22 protein-coding genes and 4 pseudogenes are annotated in these 22,628 nt (G+C 71.4%); 14 read left to right on the top strand and 12 right to left on the bottom strand.

Annotated features, from left to right (window positions below):
* Positions 1 to 118 precede the first annotated feature (118 nt).
* Positions 119 to 616, bottom strand: coding sequence for a peptidylprolyl isomerase (locus OG285_RS34870; protein ID WP_356837147.1), 498 nt, complete (start codon positions 614 to 616; stop codon positions 119 to 121).
* A gap of 290 nt (positions 617 to 906) precedes the next feature.
* On the opposite strand from OG285_RS34870, the pseudogene OG285_RS34865 reads away from it, so the two are divergent.
* From OG285_RS34865 to OG285_RS34855, 3 genes and pseudogenes are all read left to right on the top strand, one after another.
* Positions 907 to 1,332 (top strand): annotated as a pseudogene (locus OG285_RS34865) (SAM-dependent methyltransferase); the annotation flags it as partial.
* 54 nt (positions 1,333 to 1,386) lie between these two features.
* Positions 1,387 to 1,716, top strand: coding sequence for a hypothetical protein (locus tag OG285_RS34860; protein ID WP_356837149.1), 330 nt, complete (start codon positions 1,387 to 1,389; stop codon positions 1,714 to 1,716).
* Between the two features lie 210 nt (positions 1,717 to 1,926).
* On the top strand, positions 1,927 to 2,178 hold the full coding sequence (locus OG285_RS34855; RefSeq protein ID WP_356837151.1) for a DUF6213 family protein: 252 nt from the start codon (positions 1,927 to 1,929) through the stop codon (positions 2,176 to 2,178).
* Between the two features lie 91 nt (positions 2,179 to 2,269).
* On the opposite strand, the gene OG285_RS34850 is transcribed toward OG285_RS34855, so the two are convergent.
* On the bottom strand, positions 2,270 to 3,088 hold the full coding sequence (locus OG285_RS34850) for an endonuclease (protein ID WP_356832117.1): 819 nt from the start codon (positions 3,086 to 3,088) through the stop codon (positions 2,270 to 2,272).
* 155 nt (positions 3,089 to 3,243) lie between these two features.
* Here OG285_RS34850 and OG285_RS34845 point away from each other — a divergent pair, with 155 nt between their 5' ends.
* Entirely contained in the window at positions 3,244 to 3,696 is a 453-nt protein-coding gene (locus OG285_RS34845) for a DUF5990 family protein (protein ID WP_356832115.1), read from the top strand.
* Between the two features lie 159 nt (positions 3,697 to 3,855).
* Positions 3,856 to 4,656, top strand: coding sequence for a hypothetical protein (locus OG285_RS34840; protein WP_356832139.1), 801 nt, complete (start codon positions 3,856 to 3,858; stop codon positions 4,654 to 4,656).
* A gap of 25 nt (positions 4,657 to 4,681) precedes the next feature.
* On the opposite strand, the gene OG285_RS34835 is transcribed toward OG285_RS34840, so the two are convergent.
* The gene (locus OG285_RS34835) at positions 4,682 to 5,401 is read right to left on the bottom strand and encodes a ribonuclease H (protein ID WP_371793322.1); all 720 of its coding nucleotides are present in this window, start codon (positions 5,399 to 5,401) and stop codon (positions 4,682 to 4,684) included.
* 290 nt (positions 5,402 to 5,691) lie between these two features.
* Here OG285_RS34835 and OG285_RS34830 point away from each other — a divergent pair, with 290 nt between their 5' ends.
* The 3 genes from OG285_RS34830 to OG285_RS34820 all read left to right on the top strand — a co-directional run bounded on the left by OG285_RS34830 (position 5,692) and on the right by OG285_RS34820 (position 8,484).
* Positions 5,692 to 6,177: a TrkA C-terminal domain-containing protein gene (locus OG285_RS34830; RefSeq protein WP_356832111.1), complete on the top strand. Its 486-nt coding sequence runs from the start codon at positions 5,692 to 5,694 to the stop codon at positions 6,175 to 6,177.
* 15 nt (positions 6,178 to 6,192) lie between these two features.
* The gene (locus OG285_RS34825; protein WP_371793680.1) at positions 6,193 to 7,428 is read left to right on the top strand and encodes a cation:proton antiporter; all 1,236 of its coding nucleotides are present in this window, start codon (positions 6,193 to 6,195) and stop codon (positions 7,426 to 7,428) included.
* Positions 7,429 to 7,647: 219 nt separating this feature from the next.
* Positions 7,648 to 8,484: a M55 family metallopeptidase gene (locus OG285_RS34820; RefSeq protein ID WP_371793321.1), complete on the top strand. Its 837-nt coding sequence runs from the start codon at positions 7,648 to 7,650 to the stop codon at positions 8,482 to 8,484.
* Here OG285_RS34820 and OG285_RS34815 read toward each other — a convergent pair.
* Positions 8,475 to 8,780: a hypothetical protein gene (locus OG285_RS34815; RefSeq protein ID WP_356832105.1), complete on the bottom strand. Its 306-nt coding sequence runs from the start codon at positions 8,778 to 8,780 to the stop codon at positions 8,475 to 8,477. The genes OG285_RS34820 and OG285_RS34815 overlap by 10 nt on opposite strands.
* A gap of 137 nt (positions 8,781 to 8,917) precedes the next feature.
* Here OG285_RS34815 and OG285_RS34810 point away from each other — a divergent pair, with 137 nt between their 5' ends.
* Entirely contained in the window at positions 8,918 to 9,583 is a 666-nt protein-coding gene (locus OG285_RS34810; RefSeq protein WP_371793320.1) for a transcriptional regulator, read from the top strand.
* A gap of 31 nt (positions 9,584 to 9,614) precedes the next feature.
* Here the strand turns inward: OG285_RS34810 and OG285_RS34805 are convergent, their stop codons facing one another.
* Complete coding sequence (locus OG285_RS34805) at positions 9,615 to 10,085, bottom strand: DUF5954 family protein (RefSeq protein ID WP_356832101.1); 471 nt, start codon at positions 10,083 to 10,085, stop codon at positions 9,615 to 9,617.
* An 89-nt stretch (positions 10,086 to 10,174) separates the two neighbouring features.
* Positions 10,175 to 10,882, bottom strand: a pseudogene (locus OG285_RS34800) (dihydrodipicolinate synthase family protein); the annotation flags it as partial.
* Between the two features lie 295 nt (positions 10,883 to 11,177).
* On the opposite strand from OG285_RS34800, the gene OG285_RS34795 reads away from it, so the two are divergent.
* Together OG285_RS34795 and OG285_RS34790 are read left to right on the top strand one after the other, a co-directional pair.
* A complete protein-coding gene (locus tag OG285_RS34795) occupies positions 11,178 to 11,921 on the top strand; it encodes a FadR/GntR family transcriptional regulator (protein ID WP_371793319.1) in 744 nt (247 codons plus the stop codon).
* A gap of 115 nt (positions 11,922 to 12,036) precedes the next feature.
* A pseudogene (locus tag OG285_RS34790) lies at positions 12,037 to 13,000 on the top strand (acetylxylan esterase).
* 71 nt (positions 13,001 to 13,071) lie between these two features.
* On the opposite strand, the gene OG285_RS34785 reads toward OG285_RS34790, so the two are convergent.
* From OG285_RS34785 to OG285_RS34775, 3 genes are all read right to left on the bottom strand, one after another.
* Entirely contained in the window at positions 13,072 to 14,922 is a 1,851-nt protein-coding gene (locus tag OG285_RS34785) for an exo-alpha-sialidase (RefSeq protein ID WP_371793318.1), read from the bottom strand.
* A 245-nt stretch (positions 14,923 to 15,167) separates the two neighbouring features.
* A complete protein-coding gene (locus tag OG285_RS34780) occupies positions 15,168 to 16,046 on the bottom strand; it encodes an LLM class F420-dependent oxidoreductase (protein WP_371793317.1) in 879 nt (292 codons plus the stop codon).
* Positions 16,047 to 16,196: 150 nt separating this feature from the next.
* Positions 16,197 to 16,295, bottom strand: a complete 99-nt coding sequence (locus tag OG285_RS34775) for a hypothetical protein (RefSeq protein ID WP_371793679.1) — start codon at positions 16,293 to 16,295, stop codon at positions 16,197 to 16,199.
* Positions 16,296 to 16,371: 76 nt separating this feature from the next.
* On the opposite strand from OG285_RS34775, the pseudogene OG285_RS34770 reads away from it, so the two are divergent.
* Positions 16,372 to 16,560: pseudogene (locus OG285_RS34770) on the top strand (aldo/keto reductase); the annotation flags it as partial.
* A gap of 44 nt (positions 16,561 to 16,604) precedes the next feature.
* Here OG285_RS34770 and OG285_RS34765 read toward each other — a convergent pair.
* On the bottom strand, positions 16,605 to 17,231 hold the full coding sequence (locus tag OG285_RS34765) for an FMN reductase (protein WP_356832092.1): 627 nt from the start codon (positions 17,229 to 17,231) through the stop codon (positions 16,605 to 16,607).
* Positions 17,228 to 18,337, bottom strand: a complete 1,110-nt coding sequence (locus OG285_RS34760) for an LLM class flavin-dependent oxidoreductase (RefSeq protein ID WP_371793316.1) — start codon at positions 18,335 to 18,337, stop codon at positions 17,228 to 17,230. The genes OG285_RS34765 and OG285_RS34760 overlap by 4 nt, the downstream gene beginning before the upstream one ends.
* 306 nt (positions 18,338 to 18,643) lie before the next feature.
* On the opposite strand from OG285_RS34760, the gene OG285_RS34755 reads away from it, so the two are divergent.
* Entirely contained in the window at positions 18,644 to 19,843 is a 1,200-nt protein-coding gene (locus tag OG285_RS34755) for a hypothetical protein (RefSeq protein ID WP_371793315.1), read from the top strand.
* 112 nt (positions 19,844 to 19,955) lie between these two features.
* On the opposite strand, the gene OG285_RS34750 is transcribed toward OG285_RS34755, so the two are convergent.
* Positions 19,956 to 20,954: a LacI family DNA-binding transcriptional regulator gene (locus tag OG285_RS34750; protein ID WP_371793314.1), complete on the bottom strand. Its 999-nt coding sequence runs from the start codon at positions 20,952 to 20,954 to the stop codon at positions 19,956 to 19,958.
* 255 nt (positions 20,955 to 21,209) lie between these two features.
* Between OG285_RS34750 and OG285_RS34745 the strand changes: the two genes are divergently transcribed.
* On the top strand, positions 21,210 to 22,577 hold the full coding sequence (locus tag OG285_RS34745; protein ID WP_356832082.1) for an NCS2 family permease: 1,368 nt from the start codon (positions 21,210 to 21,212) through the stop codon (positions 22,575 to 22,577).
* The last annotated feature ends 51 nt before the right edge of the window (positions 22,578 to 22,628 follow it).

Genomic DNA, 22,628 nt, shown 5'->3' with positions numbered 1-22,628 from the left:
CCGGGGCTTCCGCGACCGCTCGCGATGGCGGCGGTTGCAGAGGCACCCGGACCTCTCCGGTCCGTACCCGGGAGCTCCCGAAGGGGCCCCGACTATTTCGGAAGGAACCCCCGGGGGGTTACTTCTCGACGACCCCGGAGGCCGCGATGGTGATCGTCGCGCTGGTGCCGCCGGAGCGGGAGCCGAGCGACTCGATCTTCTTCACGAGGTCCTGGCCCTCGACGACCTGGCCGAAGACGACGTGCTTGCCGTCCAGCCACGGGGTCTCCACCGTGGTGACGAAGAACTGCGAGCCGTTGGTGTTCGCGCCGGCGTTGGCCATCGACAGCAGGTACGGCCGCTCGTGCTTCAGTGTGAAGTTCTCGTCGGCGAACTTCTCGCCGTAGATGCTCTTGCCGCCGGTACCGTCGCCGCGGGTGAAGTCACCGCCCTGGAGCATGAACTGCGGGATGACGCGGTGGAAGCCGGAGCCCTCGTAGCCGAAGCCGTGCTCGCCGGTGGCGAGCTCGCGGAAGTTCCGCGCGGTCTTGGGAACGACGTCGTCGAAGAGCTCGAAGACGATCCTTCCCGCGGCCTCGCCCTGAATGGTGATGTCGAAGAAAACGTTGGTAGACATGGAGACATCCTGTCACGTCCACCCCGGACCCCCAGGCCACAGGTCCGGCGGCCCGCCGGACGGAGCCATGCGCGTCCCGCGGACCGCCCGGCCGGAGGGCGGGACGAGGCCCGCCGGGCGGCCTCGGGCTGCTCCTGCTCCACCGCGCCCTCAGCCCCCTCAGGTCCCCCGGATTCGGCTGCTCCCGGCGTGCCGGCGCCCGGGGTGAGGAGCGAGGCAGCCCCGCCGGCCGTGGCGAGGACCGCGGCACCCCGAAAAGCGGCGGCGAAGCCGTTGGCGAGGGCGCCGGGACGACCCGGCTCGTCCACACGGACTACGACCCCATCGTCCTGCGGCACGCGGAAGCCCTGCTGGTCAGCACCGGGGAAGGCGCGACCGACTACATCCAGGCGGATGTACGGGAGCCACAGGCGATCATCGACCACGCCAGGAAGTTCCTGGACGTCGACCGGCCGATCGCCCTCTCCCTGATCGCCCTGATGCACTTCGTTCCCGACGACCAGGATCCGTACGGCATCGTCGGCGGCCTGGTGGAGACGCTGCTGGTCACCGCGCCCGAGTGGTTCAAGGACACGGCCGCCCCTGAGGCGGAAGGCAGCGGGATCTACGCAGCGGTGGGACGCGTCCGCCAGGCCCTGCCCGGTCGAGGGGGTTCGTCCGGGACCGGCCCGGAGCCGCGCGGGCGGAGCACACTGGGTGGTGCAGGATCCGCGTGATCAGGCACGCGGCCGCCCGCGTTCCCGGTGGCCGCAGCCGGGAAGGGGTTCCTCATGTCCCACCGTGCCGTGCCGGCCGCACACCACGGCCGACCCGTCCCGCACGCCCGTTCGGGGTTCCCCGGCCCCGGACGGGACAGGACCGGTACCGAACCGCTGACCGCGTACAGCGCACTGGGCGCCCGTCTGGCGCTCTCCGTCGTCGCCCTGCCGCTGTTCGCCGCGGGAACGGCGCTCCTCGCCCTGTGGGCGGTTTCCGCGCGCCCGTCGGGAGCCCCGGGCACAGCCGTCCTGGTGGTTCTCGCCGGCGTCTGCGCTCTCTTCACCGCCGTGTCCGCCGTCGACATCGCCGTCATCCGGCACCGCCGCGCCGAGCGGCGGTGAGGACCGGACCGGACCGCTCCGGCTCCACATACCGTGCCGTCGGAGTGGTTCCGGCCGTGAGCGGGCACACGACCCCTCGGACACGGACACGGATACCTCGTGCATCGCCTGCGCTCGCGGAGGGCATGGACCTCATGTCCCGCGTGAGGGCGCAAGGTGTCATTAGAGTCGCATCGCGGAGCATTCCGCAGACACTGGAGGCGGAGAGACTTGAACCGTGACGTCATGCTGGCCCTGGTCCCCGACGAGCAGGGCGTGCTGCATGTGGCAGCCGCCGATGTGAGCCACATGCTGCGGACGCTCGGCGCGGGCTGGCTCCAGGCGGTGCGCGACGACGCGTCGAACGCCGACGAGGACACCGTCGCCGCCCTCACCATCGAACTGGCGAAACTCGCCGACCAGATCGACGTCGAGTGCATCGCCCACACCTCCAAGCCGAGCGGCGACGGCGAGAGTCCCTGAGCCCCGGCACTCCCCCGGAACGGTGCGGACAGCAGGGGTGGGGCCGGCCTCCGGAGGCCGGCCCCACCCCTGCTGTCCGCACCGCTCGCGTCTACCAGATCGAGTCGACCCACTCGGGGTGGTCGATGAACGGATTGCGGTTGTGCTGGTAGTCGCTGTAGATCACATCGTTGCGGTGTTCCTCGAAGGCGTCGGGCGGGTCCTCGTCGCTCCACTGCGTGAGCACGCTGATCCGGCCGATGGCCGGGGCCGACCCGTTGTCGACCTTGTCGTTCGGCTCCAGGTCGGGGAATCCGTCACCGCCGTCGTACCGCACGGCCATGTAGAGGATCATGCGGGCGACGTCCCCCTTGACCGCGTCGCGCGGCTCGAAGGAGTCCGAGTCGGTGTAATTGCCCGGGGCTCCGGCGACCGCGGTGCCCCCGTTGTCGAAGTCCTTGTTCCCCCGGACGCCGTTCACCGCGACGTCCGAGGGCCGCAGGTGATGGAGGTCGGTGCCCGGGCCGGTGGCCGTGCCGAAGTCGCCGTGCGACTTGGCCCACACATGCTCGCGGTTCCAGTCCCCGGTACCGCCGCCGCTGCTCGACTTGGGCACGGACTTCCCCGTGTACAGCTCGATCACGTCGGAGGAATTGGCCGGGTCCTGGTCGGTGACGGTCAGGGCGTCCCAGACCTGGGCGTAGCTGACCGTCGACTGCTTGCTGATGATCGTGTGGAGCGCGCTCTTGAGCGCCGCACCGGACTTGCCCTCGGCGTCCGCGTAATACGCGTCGTCCAGCACCCTGGCGGCGGTCGCCGCCGGATGGGAGGCCGGGCGGGCGGCTGCGGGCGCGGGGGGCGCCGCGCTCAGCGCGGCGGCCGCCGCGAGGGCCGCGGCGGTGATCCATCTCGTCGCTGCGATACGGGACATGTGGGGGGTGTCCTCTCCAACTGCCGCGCGTTAGCACGTGATTGGTGTCATGTACGGTTCACAGGACACTGCCACGGCCCCCGGTCCGGCGTGTGAAGAACAGGGAACGAGCGTGTGCCGATCTGCCGTACGCGGCGGCCCTGGACAATGGCCGCATGCAGATCCGTATCGAAGCCTCCGGCCTCCCCGGCCGCACCAGTTCCGCCTTCGCCGACGCCGTCGACATCCACGTCGGTGTCCAGGCCAGGGACCGGCCCCAGGAGGTGGCCGCCCCGCACGCGGGAGACCTGCCGTCGGCCCGGTGGACACTGGAGTGCACGACGGCCCCGGGACCCGACGGCACGGTGGTCACCGGTCCGTACATCCAGAACCGCTTCGGCGGACGCTTCATCTACCTGTCCTGGACCACCGCGGACGAGGGCGGCACCGCCACCATGTTCCGCCGCGCCAAACTGATGCTGGACGCCGTCAGCCCCGAAGTGCTCGACGCGGCCGTACGGTCCGGCCGTCTGACCGCCCGGCTGCGGCTCACGGACGGCCAGGGGCAACCGCTCTGCGGCTCGGTGCGGCCGCCGCTGATCACCTGGACCGCCGAACCCGCCGAGTAGCGGCCGCTGGGCGCGCGGCTACGGCGCATTCCGGCCACCGGCGCAGAGCCGCCGCGCGGAAGTGGTGCGGGCGTACGGGCATCCGGTCTACGCTGCGGCTCCCGCTGCCGAACCGACGGAGGATCAGTGCCCCTCAAGACGCTCCGCGTTGCCGCCGTGATGACGGGTGCGATAGCGCTCTCCGTCGCGTTCCTGCCCAGCGCGACCGCCTCCCCCGGCGGCTGGACCGAGTCGGGCACCTCCTACACCGGCTCCCTGACCGGTGGCGAGGGCATCGCCAGCCGGGCGGACGGCTCACTGCTCTTCCGGGGACTCGCATCGGTGCCGCTGGACCTCCGCGCCAAGGGCTGGAACCACGTCGGCGATCCGGACATCGCCGGCGGCGATGTCTTCGACGCCTACCAGGGCGGGAACGACGCGACATCGAAGATGTACGCGGTGACGACCGCCGACGGGAAGCGGTACGAGTACGTCCACCAGCTCGATCCGGGCGAGAAGCTCAACAACTCCTTCGCCGCGGTCTCTCCCGACACACAGTGGATGGTCTCCGGCGAGTGGGGGGACCAGGACCGCCTCCAGGTCTTCCCGGCACCGCTGCTCAATCCGGCCACTCCGCCCACGGGCGGGGCGCTCCCGCAGGCCGGCCAGATCTCGCTGGACCGCACGGTGAGCGACATCCAGGGCTGCGACTTCGTATCGGACACCCGGCTGGTGTGTGTCTCCGACGACGAGGCCAAGGACCTGTTGCAGGTCGACCTCCCGCACGCCCTGGACGGCGGTGCGGTCACCGGCCGGGTGACCACGCTGCTCCAGCTCCCCCGGCGCAGTATCTGCTCCGGCACCTTCGAGTCCGAGGGCGTCGACTACGACCCGAAGTCGTCCACCCTGCGCGCGGAGGTCGTCCCGCCGGGCGCCTGCGTCGTGTCCACGACGGTCTACTCGTACTCACCCGCCGGCTGACCCGGCCCGATCCGGACGGAAGGCCCTACGCCCCGGCGGCGTCCGCGGTGCGGCAGTCGGGGTGGCCCCAGCCGTCCGCGTTCTTGGCGATGGGCTCGCCCGTCGCATAGGAGCGGCCGCAGCGGCAGCGGCCCGGGAACTTCGCGTTCAGCGTCCGCGACGAGGTGCGCTTCGCCGACGGTCCGGCCTTCGTGGCGCCCCCGGAGGAACGGCGGGGCGGGGCGCCGGTACGAACGGCGTCGGGCGCGGCGGGCGGCTGCGGGGAGCCGAGGTGGCTGCCCGCGGCCTGCTGCACGATCGCGGCCTGGCTGGCGGCCCGGTCGGCGAAGTCATTGAGCGGATCACCGTTGACCTGGTGCGCGGGGACGTAGCGGAACTCGACGGTACGGCCGGTGAGCAGCTCATCGATCCGCACCACGAGTTCCTGGTTCGCGACCGGCTTGCCGGACGACGTCTTCCAGCCCTTGCGCTTCCAGCCCGGCAGCCAGGTCGTGACCGCCTTCATCGCGTACTGGGAGTCCATCCGGATCTCCATCTCGACGCCGGGGTCCACGGCGGCCAGCAGGCTCTCCAGAGCGGTCAGTTCGGCGACATTGTTCGTCGCGGTACCCAGCGGACCGGCCTCCCAGCGGACGGGTGCCCCCGTACCGTCGGCGATGACCCAGGCCCATGCGGCAGGTCCCGGATTTCCTTTCGACGCCCCGTCACACGCGGCGATAACGCGTTCAGCCATGGCCCCGATCATGCCAGCAACACCTGTGGGCCCGGCACCACACCTTCACCGGCGGACCCGGGCCGGGTCCGCCGAACGCGCAGTGCTCACGACGGCACCGCCGACTGGATAATTAACCACCAATAGCCATCAATCGGGACATAAATACCGAACTATTTACCATTACTTGACCTGCGCTAGAGTATGAGCAGAGCCATCGGCTGCCCTCCGGACCGGATCCGCGGAGACCGACCGCGTTTCGTGCCGCGCCTGCGGCAGCCCGTGCCCGCACACCGCCCCTGAATGCCCGTATGGAGCCTTCTATGGAACCCGCCGCCCGCGTCCGGAAGACCGGCCTGCCCGGAGTCGGAACCAGGTACGACCTCAACACCGATGCCGGAGCGCACATTTCGGTCGTGGCACATCAGGACGGCCGGCGCATCCTCGCCTTCCACGACCCCGAGGACGACGACAGCTGCCGCAGTTCGACACCGCTGGCCTCGCACGAAGCGGCCGCGCTGTCCCGGCTTCTCACACCGGCGCCGGTGGCCCAGCTGTCCGAGCATCTGGAGATCGGCCTGGTGAGCGAACGCATCCCGATCACCAAGAGGTCCCCGTACGCGGGGCGCGTCCTCGGCGCCACTCAGGCGCGCACCCGGACCGGCGCCTCCATCGTCGCGGTCCTGCGGCGGACCACCGCATTCCCTTCTCCCACCCCGGACTTCCGCTTCGCCAGTGGCGACATCCTCGTTGTCGTCGGCACCCGTGAAGGCGTGGACGCCGTCGCGGAACTGATCACCGGAGGATAGACGCCTGTGCATGACATGTCCGCGCTGCTCATCGAACTCGGGGCGGTCATCCTTGCCCTGGGCCTTCTTGGCCGCTTCGCCGGCCGCATCGGCTTCTCCCCCATCCCGCTGTATCTGCTGGCCGGACTCGCCTTCGGCCACGGCGGCCTCGTACCGCTCGACGCGAGCGAGGAGTTCACCGCCACCGGCGCCGAGATCGGCGTCATCCTGCTGCTGCTCCTGCTGGGGCTCGAATACAGCGCTTCCGAACTCGTCACGAACCTCAAGACGCAGTACCCCTCCGGAATCGTCGACTTCGTGCTGAACGCGACCCCGGGCGCCGTCGCCGCGCTCATCCTCGGCTGGGGCCCGGTCGCCGCCGTCGCGCTGGCCGGTGTCACCTGGATCTCCTCATCGGGAGTGATCGCCAAGGTGCTGGGGGATCTGGGCCGCCTCGGCAACCGGGAGACGCCGGTCGTCCTCGGCGTGCTGGTCATCGAAGACCTGGCGATGGCCGTCTATCTGCCGCTGCTCACCGCACTGCTCGCCGGACTGAGCCTGGCCGGGGGCAGCCTCACCCTGCTGATCTCGCTCGGCACGGTCGGCGCGGTCCTCTATGTGGCGCTGCGCCACGGCCGGTTCATCAGCCGGGCGGTCTCGTCCGACAACCCCGAGATGCTGCTGCTCGTGGTCCTCGGGCTGACTCTGTTCGTGGCCGGGATCGCGCAGCAGCTCCAGGTCTCCGCGGCGGTCGGTGCGTTCCTGGTCGGTATCGCGCTCTCCGGTGAGGTCGCCGAGGGCGCGCACAACCTGCTGACTCCGCTGCGGGATCTCTTCGCCGCCGTCTTCTTCGTCTTCTTCGGGCTGAGCACCAACCCCGCGGACATTCCGCCCGTCCTCTTTCCCGCGCTGCTGCTCGCGATCGTGACGGTCCTGACGAAGATCGCCACGGGCTGGTACGCGGCCCGCCGGGCCGGGATCAGATCCGCGGGACGCTGGCGGGCCGGGGGCACGCTGGTGGCACGTGGTGAGTTCTCCATCGTCATCGCGGGTCTGGCGGTCGGCGTCGAGCCGCGCATCGGCCCGCTGGCTACGGCGTACGTCCTGATCCTGGTCATCGTGGGCCCGCTGACCGCCCGCTGGACGGAGCCGCTGGCACGCCGGCTCCGGCGGGGAACCGCGGTCACAGCCGCGTCGCCCGTCCCGCAGCCGGCCGACGCACAGCCGGCCGACACGGTGGACACGACGGATGCGGCGGGTTCGCGGGGCTGACAGCCGCGGGCCGGTCCCGGGCCGCGTCCGGCGGCAGGCAGGCCAGCAGCGTCGCCGCGTGCACGGCGCGGGCGATCCGGGCACCCCAGCGCGCCCGGGGCCCCGCAGACGCCGGGCGCATTCCCCGCTGTTCGCCGTGCGGGTGGCGTCCGGAGGGCAGAGTGGGGGTCACCACCGCGCCGGTCACGGCGGGGCACAGTCACAGCGGGAGGCGGACCCATGCAGGTCTACATCAGCGCCGACATGGAGGGCGTGACCGGGCTGGTCGACGCCGATGACGTACAGCCACAGGGCAGGGACTACGAGCACGGACGCACGATGATGACCGAGGACGTGAACGCCGCGGTACGTGGCGCACTCACCGCCGGAGCCACACGGGTCCTCGTCAACGACGCGCACGGTTCCATGCGGAACCTGCTCGCCGACCGTCTGCATCCCGGGGCATCGCTGGTGCGCGGCAAACCCAAGCGGATGGGGATGCTGGAAGGTCTGGACGGCGGATTCGACGCGATGCTCTGCATAGGTTTCCACGCCCGCGCGGGAGCCCTCGGCGTGCTGAGCCACAGCTTCTTCGGCCACGAGATCGAGGACATGTGGCTCGATGACCGGCCGGTGGGTGAGATCGGTTTCGCCCATGCCACCGCGGCCGCGCTGGGCGTTCCGGTGGCGATGCTCTCCGGTGACGACGTGGCGTGCGAGGAGATGAACGGCTGGGACTCCGGGGTCGCCACCGTGCCCGTCAAGTACGCCAGGGACCGGTTCGCCGCCCGGCTCCGGCCCGCCGCAGAGGCACGGGCAGCCATCGAGGGAGGGGCGGCCGCCGGTCTGCGCCGCGCCGCCGCGGGTGGCCGGCCGACGGTCGCGGACGGGTCGCTGACTCTGGCGGTCCGCTGGCAGTCCTCTTCGGTCGCGGCTCAGCTGGAGGCGGTCCCCGGAGTGACCCTGAAGGACTCCCGCACCGTCGTCACCAGCGGGACCGCGCCGGAGCTCTTCCGGCTCTTCGGGCTCTTCATGCAGGTCGCGGCGGCCCGGACCGGGCATTACCCCTACTGCTGATCCCAGGGCCCCGCGTTGTGCTGGACGGTCTGCGCCGTGGCTCCGCCGCCGGCGCGGACCGCCTCGACGACGATCTGGTGGAGTTCGCGGCTGGCACGCTCCGAACCGCAGGGCACGGGGCTGCCGACCAGGGTGAACCAGTCCGACGACCCGCTGTACTGCACGGCGAAGGACACTTGGTCCTCCCACCACGTGGTGTGTACCGTCAGGTCGCCGGTCAGCACACCGACCTCTTCCGTACGGACTCCGCCCGGTCCCGCGAAGATTCCGCTGGTGGTCCACGAAGCCCAGGTCATGGCGCGTCGTCCTTTCGGACAGGGACAGCCGTTCGAGTGAACATGTCCGAGTATGGCACCGCCGTCCGGGGTGCGCACCACAGGTGCCGCACACACTCTGGGCGGGTGCCGCACACCCATGACGAAGGGACACGGGAATGGACCGTACAGCGCTCGGCGTACTCAGGAGCACCACGGCCGAGCTGGCACCGGACACCGGGGACAACCGGCTCGTCCCGCTGATCGCCGCGGGCACGGCGGACCTCGGCGCGCTGTCGGCGCTCGCACTGGAGCAGCGGCACGTCATCGCCAGCGACCGGAGTTCCTTCGCGTATCTGGCCGAGCGGTCGGCCGCTCGCCGGGAGGACGCCTGTGCCGTATTCTTCGCCACCCTCGCGGGCGGGGAGAACACCGCGGCCGAGCGGCTCGAAGCGCTGATCGCCGCGTGCGGGCTCGACGGCGCCGACGTGGCGTCGTACGAGCCGACGGCCGGGTGCCAGGCCTACCCCTCGTACGTGGCCAGGCTGGCCCTCACCGGTGCGCCGGCGGAGGTGGCCCTCGCCCTCACCGCGAACTTCGCCGCCTGGGGTGGCTACTGCGCCACGATCGCGGAGGGACTGCGCACCCACTACGGCTTCGACGACGAGGCCTGCGGATTCTTCGACTTCTTCGGCGAGCCCGCACCCGGCCTCGAAGAGCAGGCGGCGGCCGCCGTGCAGGCCGGGCTCGACGGTGGTCTCGACACGGCAGCCGCCCGCCATCACGGGCGGCTGCTGCAGAGCTACGAGTCGATGTTCTGGAACACCCTCGCCGAACTGGCCTGACCGTCCGGGCAGTCGGAGGTTCCCGGGCAGTTCAGTGTTCCGACTCCCGGTCGTCGAACTCCTCCGGGAAGGGGCAGTCCGTCCCCTGGGGCGGCTCGGGTCCGTACTCCGTCATGACGACGGTCTGCTCGACGCGCACGATGCGGTACACGCGCTCGCCGAGGACGACCTGGTCCGCCCCGTTCTCGACGGCGTCCGCCGCCTGCGCGTAGCGGACCGCCGCCACCTGCGGGTGCTCGGTGGTACCCCGCAGGACCGCGGCCAGATCGAGCCGCGCCTCGTCCTCGCTCGGCTGGGCCGGGAACATCTGGCGCCAGCCCGCGCCTTCGAGGACCATCGCCGCGTACGCGGTGTACGGCGCCATCCGGGTCCGCTCGAAGGACGTCGATTCGACCGGATAACGGCGGCGCAGCTTCTCCTCGCGTGCGCCCGTCGCGAGGACCTGTCGTGCCTCCTCGTCGAAAGTGCTCCGGCTGCCCGCGGTCTCGTCGTGATCGCTCATGGATCCATCATGCTGCGCCGGTCCGGTCGCCGTAAGACGTCAGCACGGTGTCCGGATCGCGTGTCCGGAACGCGGTGTCCGGGCCGGTCTCACATCAGGCCTGCCCGGTCCAGGATCCCGGTGATGGCCCTGGCCTCCTGCTCGTTCAGGTGCCGCATGGGCGGGCTCACGGTGTTGTTGGCGATGACGCCGCGCGCCCGGAGCGCGGTCTTGAACGCGCCGATCCCCGCCGCCGTACCGGACGAGTCGGCGGGGTCGGCGACGGAAACGATGTCGAACAGCTCGGCCAGCCTGTCCTGTTCGGTCCTGGCAGCGGCCCAGTCGCCCCGGTCGGCCGCGTCCTGCAGCCGCCGGTAGCCGTGCGGATCGACGTTGCCGAGGCCGGGGACGCAGCCGTCGGCGCCGCCGAGCAGCATCGCGTCGACGACGACCTCGTGCCCGGTCAGCAGGGCGAAGCCGGGCACCGCCCGCAGCTCGATGGCCAGCCGGCGGAAGGACACGTCGTCGCCGCTGGAGTCCTTGACGCCTGCCAGCACCCCGTCGATGGCCAGCGACATGACGAGCGAGCGGTCCAGTTTGCTGTGGACGCAGACCGGGATGTCGTACGCGAAGAGCGGCAGGTCGACGGCGGCGGCGATCAGCCGGAAGTGCCGGTCGGTCTCGGTGGCGTGGGCGCGGGTGTAGAACGGGGCGGTGGCGACCAGAGCGTCGGCGCCCTGTCGGGCCGCGGCGCGGGCGCACTCGATGACCTTGTTGGTGGTGGTCTCGATGACTCCGGCCAGGACCGGCACCTGCCCGCTTCGATCGTGCCGCTCCCGCCCTTGCCGCCCGTGGAGGGCCCCGCCCCCCGGGTGGAGGCAGGGCCGCCGCAGGCGGCGAGGGTGCCCGTGAACGCGGCGGCCGCACCCACCGCCCCGGCGAGGCGCAGAAAACTGCGGCGGTCGGCTCTGGCAGGTGTCCTCTGAGACACGGGGGTCCTCCTGGTGCGGGGGAACGAAACAGCGACGGCACCGGACAAGAACTTGTCCGATGTCTGATGTCTGATGGCTGGTAACGTGTGAACGTAGCTGGGACAAGGAGAGGGGTCAAGGGGTGGAGAGCCGACACATCCTGGAAGGACGTCAGGGGCGTTCCCTGCTGAGACAGGAGGTCAGCGAGGGAATCAAGCGGTACATCCTGGAGAACAAGCTCCGCCCGGGAGACCCGCTGCCCACCGAGAGCGAACTGAGCGCCACCCTCGGCGCGAGCCGGTCGAGCGTGCGCGAGGCGGTCAAGACCCTCGACGCGCTGGACATCGTCGAGGTACGGCACGGCCACGGCACCTACGTCGGCAGGCTCACCCTTTCCGCGCTGGTGGAGGGGCTCACCTTCCGCGGACTGCTCAGCCGCGACGACGACTTCAAGGTCATGTCGGATCTGGTGGACGTACGCGAGCTGTTCGAGCGCGGGATGGCCGAGCGCATCCTCACCTCCCTGGACAGCGACCACCTGCGCACCCTCTACCGCCTCGTGGACGACATGGAGCGCTCGGGAAGCGGCGACGGTACGGGCTTCGTCGAGGCCGACCGGGCCTTCCACGCCCTGCTGGTCGAGCCGCTCGGCAACGAGCTGATAGGGCAGCTGTCGCTCGCGTTCTGGGATGTGTACACCATCGTCGTGCCGCATCTCGGCGTGATCACCAGCAAGGACGAGGCCGAGACCGTGGCCAACCACCGCAGGATCGTCGACGCCGCACGCGCCGGCGATGCCGACGCGTTCACCCGTGCCATCGCCGAGCACTACGCGCCGGTCAGGCGACGGGTGCAGGAGGCGCGGGCGGCGGCCCCGGCCAGCTGACCCTCCTTCCGCGGACTCCGGGCCCGTTCCCCCACCTTGACGGGGGAACGGGCCCGCTCTATCGTCACAGCCCCTATGACATCGGACGTCATATCTCTGGTTGGAGGGCTACCGCGTGCCGCTGACGGATCTCACCCGTGACGAGTGCTTCGACTACCGCTCGGAAGCGGTGGCCCCGGCGGACTTCGACGCCTTCTGGTCCGGCACGCTCGCGCCGGACCCGGCGACCGGGCCGGTCTTCACCCCCGTGGACTGCGGCCTCAGCCAGGTCCGCGTCCAGGACGTGACCTTCGCGGGGTACGGCGGCGCCCCGGTACGGGGCTGGCTCCGCCTTCCGGCAGGCCCGCCCCGACTCCGCGGCTGCGTAGTGGAGTTCCTCGGGTACGGGCGCGGCCGCGGCCTGGCACACGAGAACCTGCTCTGGGCGTCGGCCGGTTACGCGCATCTGGTCATGGACACCCGGGGCCAGGGCTGGTCGGCCGCCGCGGGCGGCACCGGCGACGAAGGACCCAGCGGCACCGGACCGGTGCCCGGCTTCCTCACCCGGGGCGTGGAGTCGCCCGGCACCCACTACTACCGGCGGCTGTACACGGACGCGGTCCGCTGTGTGGAGGCTGCCCGCAGCCATCCCGAGGTGGACGCGGACCGGGTGGTCGTGACCGGCCACAGCCAGGGCGGCGGGATCTCGCTCGCCGTGTCGGGGCTGGTGCCGGGGCTGGCCGGCGTGCTGCCGGACGTGCCGTTCCTGTGCGACATACGCCGCGGGGCCGAGCGCGCGGCGCTGGCCCCGTACACCGAGATCGCCGACTATCTCCAGCTGCACCGGGACCGCGCCGGGAGTGTCTTCGAGACGCTCGCCTACTTCGACGGGGTGCACTTCGCCGTACGGGCCACGGCCCCCGCCCTCTTCTCCATCGCTCTGATGGACCCGGTCTGCCCGCCCTCCACCTGCTTCGGCGCGTACCCACCGGTACGCCGGTTCGAAGCAGGTGGAGGTCTACGGCTTCAACGGCCACGAGGGCGGCGGTGAACACCACCGGGCCCGTCAACTGGACTGGGTCCGGGAGCGGATCGGCTGAGCGCGCCAGGCGCCCGGCCGGCGCCGGGCACCAGCTGAGTCACTGCCGCAATCACCAGGTCACGTGCGGGGTCAGGACTGCCGCGCCCAGTCGGGAGTGAAGCTGCTGAACACGATGCCGCCGGTGTCGCCGATCTCGTAGAGGTCACCGATCACACCGTTCCCGAGGACCGCCGTGGTCGAATACCCGGCCGCGCCCGGCTTGATCAGCACCTGGTGCGGCCAGGTCACGCCGTCGTCCTCGCTCACCCGCACGGTCAGCTCGCTGCGGTCGGCCGACGCGTTGTTGCTCTGCACCGTGACGGGGGTCCGGGTGGGATATCCGTCGGCGCCGACGTCGGCGGGCCTGAGGTACGAGATCTCGTCGGCGTTGCAACCGGGGTCGATCAGGCCGGAGTCCCAGGCCGGCCCGTAGGCGCCCGCGACATTCCGGCCGGCGGCCGTGTCCGCGGCGGTGGCGTACCAGCGGTCGCCTCCAGTGTCGGACCTCAGGTTCTGCACCACCTGGCCGCTGTCCCGCTGGACGGCCTTGTTCTCGTTGACGCCGGTCGCCGCCGGGGCACCCGCGTGCCAGCTGACGCCGTGGTCGTCGGAGTAGATGTTGCCCGCGTGGTCGACCCCGTCCTGCTTGTAGACGATCGGCTGGACGAGACGGCCGTCGGAGAGCTGGATGCCATGGCCCGAAGAGGCGAACATCCCGGCCCACTTGACGTTCTTCACCTGCGGATTCAGATCCACCGGGCGGCTCCAGGTGGCGCCGTTGTCCGTGGAGGAGATCATCCGGATGTGCATGGCGGTGCTGTCGGTCGCCGAGTTCGAGCCGGCCGACGAGCCCGCGTAGCCGATCCCGGGACCGGGCGAGTAGTTGACGAACGCGTAGACCTTGCCGTCCGGACCGGCCGAACGGTCCACCAGGAGACTGCTGTCGCCGTACCCCTCGCTGGTGGTGGCCGCGTGCGCGACCGTGGAGGCTCCGCTCCAGGTGGCGCCGCCGTCGGTGCTGCGCCGCATGGCCACCTGGATGTTGTTGCTCCTGCCGCCCAGGTCGCCCGAGCTGTCGATGCGGGCGTCGGCCATGGCGATCACCGTGCCGTTGTTGGTGACGGCCATCGCCGGGATACGGACCGATGCGGCGGTGCCTGTGTAGGTCTCGTACCCGCTGCCGTCCGCCTTGGCCCGGTTCAGTCCGGCGATCGGGGTTCCGGCGCCGGTGGACGTGTGCGCGGCGAAGAGCGTCTGGGCGTTCATGCCGGGCGTACCCGCGGCCAGCCCACAGCGCACGGTTCCGCTCTCGGTGCGGTCGAAGCCGGTGGCCGTCGTCCTGATCCGGTACGGGGTTCCGTCGGCCACCGTCCAGGACAGCGTGTCGTCCGCACCGCGGGCCGCCACGGTCCGGGTCCAGGGGGACCCGGAGCGCCCTGCCCACACCACGGTGAAGGTCTTCGACGTGTCGGACCGGTTGACCAGGGTGAGCTTCAGCCGGTGGGTCGCGGGCTGTGAACCGTCGGCGCCTCGCGGGCACTCCGCGCTGACCTGGGCGGCCATCGACCGGCCGCAGTCCAGGGTGCCCGATGTGGTCCGGTCCAGCCCCTGGGGCGTGGTGGTGCGGAACGAGTAAGCCGTACCGCTGGGCTTGGAGAAGTACAGATCCGTACGGTCACCGGCGGCCACCGCGCGGGTCCAGGTGCCGCTGCCCGGCCAGGTGACCGTGAAGGTGGTCGCCGCCGCCGTGGGGTTGAGCAGCGCCACACGGATCCGGCTGCTGGTGCAGTCCTGGCTGACCACGGCCGACTGGCTGCCGTCCGCCGCGACGGCCGGGCCCGTCGTCACCACCGTGGCGGCGGCGAGCGCCGCCCCCACCGCCAGCAGGGCAACAGCCAGTCGCCGCAGGGACGCTGGCGCTCTCCACGTCATCAATGCCATCTGCTCGAACGCTCCTTGGTGCGACAGCGCGAATGTGAACAATCAAGACGAATGGGATCACAGAAGACTATGACGCATGACATCAGACGTCATGTGTCGAGTGGTTCGAGACCCTAGGAGCAGGCGGACAGATGCGTCAATGGGCGGGCGCCCGAGGCGAGTTCCCCACGACGACGGCGACGGCCCCACGGACCGGGCCGCGGGGCCGTCGAAAAGGTGGGAAGGGTCCATCGGGACCAGCGGGGTCAGCCGAGGGAGAAGGCCGCCGCCAGCTCGCGCCACTCGGCACGCGGCAGATCGCTGTGCCGGTCCCCCGACAGCACCTGGAGCGCCACATGGTCCGCGCCGGCCGCACGGTACGCGTCCACCCGGGCCCGCGCCGTCTCCAGGCCGCCCAGCGCGAACAGCGCGTCGAGCAACCGGTTGCTGCCGCCATCGGCGAAGTCGGCCTCCTCGAACCCGAGTCGCAGCAGATTGCTGGTGTAGTTGGGGAGTTGCAGGTACATGGAGAGGGTGTTCCGCGCGACCGTGCGCGCCCGGTCGAGATCGGTGTCGAGTACGACCTTCAGCTCGGGGGCGAGCAGTGCGTCGGGGCCGAGCGTGTCGCGCGCCTGCGCCGTGTGCTCGGCGGTGACCAGATAGGGATGGGCACCCACCGCACGCGCGGACGACAGCTTCAGCATCTTCGGGCCGAGCGCCGCCAGCACCCGGCGCGAGGCGGGCACCGGCTCGGACGCGGCGTCCAGGGCGTCGAGGTAGGCGACCATCTCGGAGTACGGGCGGGCGTACTGCGGGGTGAGCGCGTCATGACTGACACCGATCCCGAGCACGAACCGGCCGGGGTGGCGCTTCTCGACCTGCGCGAACCTGCCCGCGACATCAGCGGCACTGTGCTGCCAGATGCTGAGGATGCCGGTCGCGACGGTGATGCGCCGCGACGCGTCGACGAGGGGCACCACGTCTTCCATGGACGGGCTGCCGCCGATCCAGAGAGTGCCGTAGCCGAGCTCGTCCAGCTCGGCCACGGCTTCGGACACTTCACCCCGGCTACCGGGGTCCGCGGGGTGCAGGGCTCCGCTCCAGATGCCGATGGTGCCGAAACGCGCGTGTTCCTCAGAGGTCATGGAGGCTCCAACCGCCTCCGGGCGGGCGCCTATTCCGGCGCCCGGCAGTTTCCCCCGATCGGCCCAGCGCCTTGAGTGGTCGTGTCCGGCCGGGCCCGAACAGCACCCGAACAGCGTTCGATACTCAGTGCCCGTACCGACGGCTCGACATCACCGTGCGCACAACCGGTCCAGCGCCGGCTGACTCCCGTCGTCCGCGGCGCGGTAGATCACCAACCGCTGGTCCGGATCCTGAAGTGGCATGAGCACTTCGAAATGCACTGCGATCACACCGACGTCAGGATGCCGTAGCACCTTCGGCCCGCGGCCGTTGACCTATGCCGGCCGCGAAAGCCTGGTGCTGGCAACGTAATACACCACGCTGCGCCGGCCCGGCGATCCGAATTCCGGGGGCCCTCACCGCAAGAGCCTGTTCGCATCGGTGGAAGTCAGCCTGCGACAGCTGAATACGGACGACATCAGCAACACCCCGGCCTGGCAGGTGTCGCGCATGCAGGCCATCGCCGCCACCCGGATCACCCGGCGCGGGGTCAGCCGGCCCGGGGAGCCGGCCAGGGGTCAGTCGGCGCGGAGTCCCGCCAGTTGCTGGGCGAACGGCACCACGTTCTCGTAGGCGTCCCCGGACCCGCCCGGCACGGACCGGCCCGCCATCAGTGCGGCCAGTTCCCGGCCGGCCTGCTCGATGCGGCCCGGAAGGCTCCCGGTGTCGCCGTCGCCGTCCGATCCCCAGTCCTCGGATGCGGCGTAGACGGCCGTGGGGACCACCACCGCCCGCAGATAGGCGAAGAGCGGGCGCATCGCGTGTTCCAGTACGAGCGAGTGGCGTGCGGTACCGCCGGTCGCGGCGACGAGGACCGGCGTACCGGCCAGTGCGGTGTTGTCGATCAGGTCGAAGAACGACTTGAAGAGACCGCTGTACGAAGCGGTGAAGACCGGCGTCACGGCGATCAGTCCGTCGGCCCCGGTCACCGCGTCGATGGCATCGCGCAGGGCCGGGTTCGGGAAGCCGGTCACCAGATGGTTGGCGATGGCGGTCGCCAGATCGCGGATCTCGACGACCCGGACCTCGACGTCGCTGTCGTGGGACGCGCGGGCCGCGGCCCCGGTCAGCCGGTCGGCCAGCAGCCTGGTGGACGACGGCCGCCCGAGACCGGCCGAGACGGCCACCAGTTTCAGCGTGGTCATGCCACCGCCTCCTCGGCCCCGGCCTGCCGGCCGCGGTCACGCTCGGCGACGAGAGCCGCATGCGTGGGGCCGTCCGGCACCTCCGCGGGCCGGCCCTTCGCGAACTCCGCACGCAGCACCGGCACGACCTCCTCGCCGAGGATGTCGAGCTGTTCGAGGACGGTCTTCAACGGCAGCCCCGCGTGGTCCATCAGGAACAGCTGGCGCTGGTAGTCGCCGAACGAGTCCCGGAAGGACAGCGTCTTCTCGATGACCTCCTGCGGGCTGCCCACGGTCAGCGGTGTCTGCTCGGTGAACTCCTCCAGCGACGGCCCGTGTCCGTACACCGGCGCGTTGTCGAAATACGGCCGGAACTCGCGTACGGCGTCCTGCGAGTTCTTCCGCATGAACACCTGCCCGCCGAGGCCCACCGTCGCCTGCCGGGGAGTCCCGTGTCCGTAGAAGGCGAAGCGCTCCCGGTAGAACGTGATGAGCCGCTTGAAGTGGTCCTTCGGCCAGAAGATGTTGTTGGCGAAGAAGCCGTCGCCGTAGTAGGCCGCCTGCTCGGCGATCTCGGGGCTGCGGATCGAGCCGTGCCAGACGAACGGCGGCACACCGTCGAGAGGGCGGGGGGTGGCGGTGAAACTCTGAAGCGGTGTACGGAACCTGCCCTCCCAGTCCACGACGTCGTTGCGCCACAGCTCGTGCAGCAGCGCGTAGTTCTCCACGGCGAGCGGGATCCCCTGCCGGATGTCCTGGCCGAACCACGGGTAGACCGGTCCGGTGTTCCCGCGTCCCATCATCAGGTCGACGCGGCCGTCGGCCAGATGCTGGAGCATGGCGTAGTCCTCGGCGATCTTCACGGGGTCGTTCGTCGTGATGAGGGTGGTGGAGGTGGAGAGGATGATGTTCTCGGTGCGGGCCGCGATATGACCGAGCAGCGTGGTGGGGGACGAGGGCACGAACGGCGGGTTGTGGTGCTCGCCGGTCGCGAACACGTCCAGGCCGGCCTCCTCGGCCTTGAGCGCGATGGCGACCATCGCCTTGATCCGCTCGTGCTCGGACGGCGCCTTCCCCGTGGCCGGGTCGGCCGTGACATCACCGACGGTGAAGATTCCGAACTGCATCGCGCTCACCTCTCGTAGCTCTGACTCGCTCTGACCGCCGATGAGCAATCGGCTGTGCTGGTGTGATGGTGTGATGGTCGAACATATTAGTTGAACGTTGAACTGAATCGTACAACGGCCGGCCTCCCGTCCGTATTCCGGTCCGGTGCGCCGCCCCTCTGCCCGCCGACGGCCTCCCGCCGGTCACGCGGCAGCGGTCCGCAGCCGTGCGGCGGTGTGCAACCGGGTGAGCCGCCGCACCCTCGGCCGGCCCGGTGGCGTTTGGCACGGCGACAGGACGGACGGTCACCGACAGAGGGAGTACGGATGCACGGCAGAGCACTGCGGCGCAGCGGGAGGCTCGCCCTGGCGGCGCTGACCGCCTCGCTGGCGATGGCGGCCCCGGCCCTGGCCGCCGGCGGCGCGCCCCGCGACGGCTGGCACACATGGAGCCCGGCCGGACCCGAGCACAACGAGGAACTGCGTGGTGTCGCCGCCCGCGGCCCGGCCGACGCCTGGGCCGTCGGATACCGCGAGAGCGGTTCGGGCACCAGTGTGCCCGTCGCCGAGCGCTTCGACGGCCGGGCCTGGCGGGCGACGTCCGTGCCCGGCCACTCGGGGGCGGGTCAGCTGGACGCCGTCGTTCCGCTGTCCCCGCACGACGTATGGGCGGTGGGGACCTGGAACGACGCCCCCGCCGCACAGGACCGCTCGCTCGCCGAGCACTTCGACGGCCGGGCCTGGCGCACCGTCCCGCTGCCCGCCGAGCCCGCGAACCGGTCCGCCTATCCCGCGGCGCTCGCCGCCGTGGGCCCCGGCGACATCTGGGTGGTCGGGGTCACCGCCGAGGACCGGATCGCCACACCCCGGCCACTGGCCTACCACTGGAACGGCCACAGCTGGTCGTCCGTCCCGACCCCCTCCACCGGCGGCGACGCCCTGCTGCAGGGCGCGGCCCCCGACGGCGCGGGAGGCGTCTGGGCGGTGGGCGTGGCCTACGACGCGCAGGGCGCGGGCCGCCCGCTGACCGAGCACTGGGACGGCAGTTCCTGGCGGATCGTCGACGCACCGCACACCGCGGGCCAGGGCGAGTCGCTCGGCGGCGTCACGGCCGTCGCGCCGGACGACGTCTGGGCGGTCGGTGGCGGCGGGCCCGCCACCGGGGCCTCACACCCGCTGACCCTGCACTGGGACGGGCGCACCTGGGCCTCGGTCGCGACGCCGCCGGCCGACGCCACTCTGCACGCGGTCTCCGCGGACGCGCACGGCCGGCTCTGGGCGGTCGGCGAGCAACAGGGCGCCGCCACACCGGCGTTCACCCTGCGCCGGGACGGAAGCACGTGGCACGCCGTGCCCGCCGACAGCGGGCCGAACGGGAAGGGCGCCTCGCTCTTCGGCGTCGCCACCGTCCCGCACCCGAGGCCGGGCGGTCCGACGGCCTGGACGGTCGGATCGACGCTGCCGCAGCTGCAGCCGACGTGGCACCCGGTGATCGAAGGGTTCGGCCGGGACCCCTCGGCACACTGACGCGACGGGGTGCCCGCCGCACGAGGGTCCGGCGGCGCGCCCCGCCGGCACCCCCTGATGCCGCGCACCGGGGCCTCCCGCCGCTCCCCCGCCGTCCGCCGGCGGACCGTGATCAGTGCGGGCGGGGGCCGGCGGCCGGGCGGCCCGGGGCGGCCGTCGATGCCCGTCGGTGCAGTTCGGTCGGCAGCTCGGTCACGACGGTCCTGCGGCTGCCCGCGCAGACTTCGAGGAGACGGGTCACCGCGAGCGCCCCCGCCTCCCCGACCGGGACGCCCAGCGCGGTGACGGCCGGGGAGGTCGCCCCGAGCGCCGTCAGGTCGTCGGCCGCGGCCAGGCTCATGTCCTCCGGGACGCGGACACCGGCCGCCGTCAGACCGTGCAGCAGACCGAGCGCCAGATAGCTGTTGTACGCGATCGCCGCCGTGGTCCCGGACGGCAGCGCCGCAGCGGCCCCGATCCCCGCGTCGAAGGTGGGCGGCAGCGGCCCGAGCACCCGCAGCCGCGCCCCGGCGGCCGCCGCCTGCCCGGCCATCGATGTGCGGCGCTGTGCGTCGGCCCAGGAACCGGCAGGACCCGACACGTACGCGATGTCGCGGTGCCCCAGATCGAGCAGATGCCGCACCAGCGCGGACGTGCCGGACGCCGTGTCGAGGACGACCGCGGGCAGCTGGCCCGAGCGGCGGTCGACCAGGACGAGGGGGCGGCGGCGGGCCCGCTCGCGCAGCGCGGCGTCCGGGCCGACGGGGGCGACCATGATCAGCCCGTCCACCTGCTCGGAGATCCGGTCGGCGAGCGCCGCCTCGCGTTCGGCGCTGTATTCGGAGACGGTGAGGAGCAGATGGCTGTCGGTCTCCTCGGCGGCCTGCTGGGCGCCGAGGACCAGCGGCGCGAAGAAGGGGTTGGCGAGGGTCGGCACGATCAGTCCGATCATGCCGGTACGCCCGGTGGTCAGGGCGCGGGCGGCCGGATTCGGGTGGAAGCCGAGACGTTCGGCGGCGCCGCGCACCCGTTGGAGCGTGATGTCGGCGACCATCTCCGGACGCATCAGCGCGCGGGAGGCCGTGGCCTTGGACACGCCCGCCGCGCGGGCCACATCAGCCAGCGTCGCCATCGTCGGATCCCCCTCCGTCCCGCCGTACGGGCCAGACCGTTCGCACGCCCCCGTACGGACTGTGTGACCGCAGTGTGACCGATCACGGGGTTCACGTGGCGGCCAGGTCGTGCCATCCTATCCGCAACCGGTCTCTGCAACCGGTTACAGAGACCGGTTGCAGAGATGCCGCCGGCGCGGCACACCCGAGTCGCGCCGGAGACGCGCAAAAGCCCCGGAACACCGGCCTCGCCCCCTCATCCTGCCGAGGTACTCATGCACCGACCCGACGCGCCCGACGTACAGGACGCGCCCGACCCGGCCTCCGGGCCACGCTCCTCGCTGCTGGAACGGCTGTTCCACATCCGCGAGCGCGGCAGCACGCCACGCACCGAGGCCGTCGCGGGCCTCTCCATGTTCGTCGCGGCCGCCTACGCCGCGGTGGTCGTGCCCGGCCAGCTGGCGAAGGCGGGACTCCCACTGGGCCCGGTCACCACCGCCGTGATCATCGCGATCGTGCTGGCCACGCTCGCGATGGGCCTGTTCGCGAACCTGCCGTTCGTCCTCGCCCCCGGTCTCGGCGGGGTGGCGCTGCTCGCCGTCACGATCGTCGGTCAGGACGGGGTCCCCTGGGACTCCGCACTGGGCATGGTCTTCTGGTCGGGTGTGGCGTTCCTGGTGCTGACCGCCCTGGGCATCCGGGACCTGATCACACGGCTGATGCCGCTCAACCTCAAGTACGCGATCAGCGGCGGACTCGGGCTCTTCATCGCGCTGCTGGGCTTCCGGGACAGCGGACTGGTGATCGCGAAGACCGCCGGCAACTCCCTGAGCATCGGCGACCTCTCACAGCCGGGTGCCCTGCTCGCGCTCGGCGGTCTGGTGCTGCTGACGGCGCTGGTGACCCGGAAGGTGCCCGGCGCGTTCCTGATCACCATCGCCGTGGTGACCCTGGCGGGCATCCCGTGCGGGGTGACCGAACTGCCCGGCCACTTCTTCGGGGCGCCGGACAGCCCGGGCCCCGTGGTGTTCCACGTCGACATCCTGGGCGCGCTGAAGCCCGCGTACTTCCCGTACATCTTCGCCTTCTTCGTCTCGGAGTTCTTCTCCATGACGGGCACGCTGCTGGCCGTGGCGGGCCGGGCCGGGCTGACCGACAAGGACGGCAACGTGCCGGGCATCAGGCGGCCCTTCTACGTCGACTCGGGCGCGGTGATCGGTGGCGCCGGCCTCGGTGCGCCCAGCATGACCGCGTACCTGGAGTCGTCGGCGGGCGCCGACAGCGGCGGCCGTACGGGGCTCACCTCGGTGTACGCGGCGCTCGGGTTCGCGGCGCTGCTGCTCGTCACCCCGTTCGCCACCCTGATCCCGTCGGCCGCGACCGCTCCGGTACTGATGTACATCGGCCTGAGCATGCTCGGCGCACTGCGCAACGTCGACTTCCGCGACCCGACGGACGCCATCCCGGCCGCGCTGGTGGTCGCGACGACCATCTTCTTCGGCAACTTCGGCACCGGGATCGCCGTGGGTCTCGCCGCCCACGTCCTGGTGAAGGCCGCGGCGGGCCGGTTCCGGGAGATCCCGCTCGGGCTGTGGATCGTGATGATCCCGCTCGGCTACTACTTCTACACACTCGTCCCCTGACCCCGCCGCCCCGAGGACCCGGGAACGGGCGCCGGGACTCGGACGGCTCGC

Origin of the sequence: Streptomyces sp. NBC_01471, from assembly GCF_041438865.1 — a bacterium.
Lineage (GTDB): Bacteria > Actinomycetota > Actinomycetes > Streptomycetales > Streptomycetaceae > Streptomyces.
The sequence above is the reverse complement of the archived record's forward strand: the minus strand, read 5'-3'. Positions and strand labels throughout refer to the sequence as shown.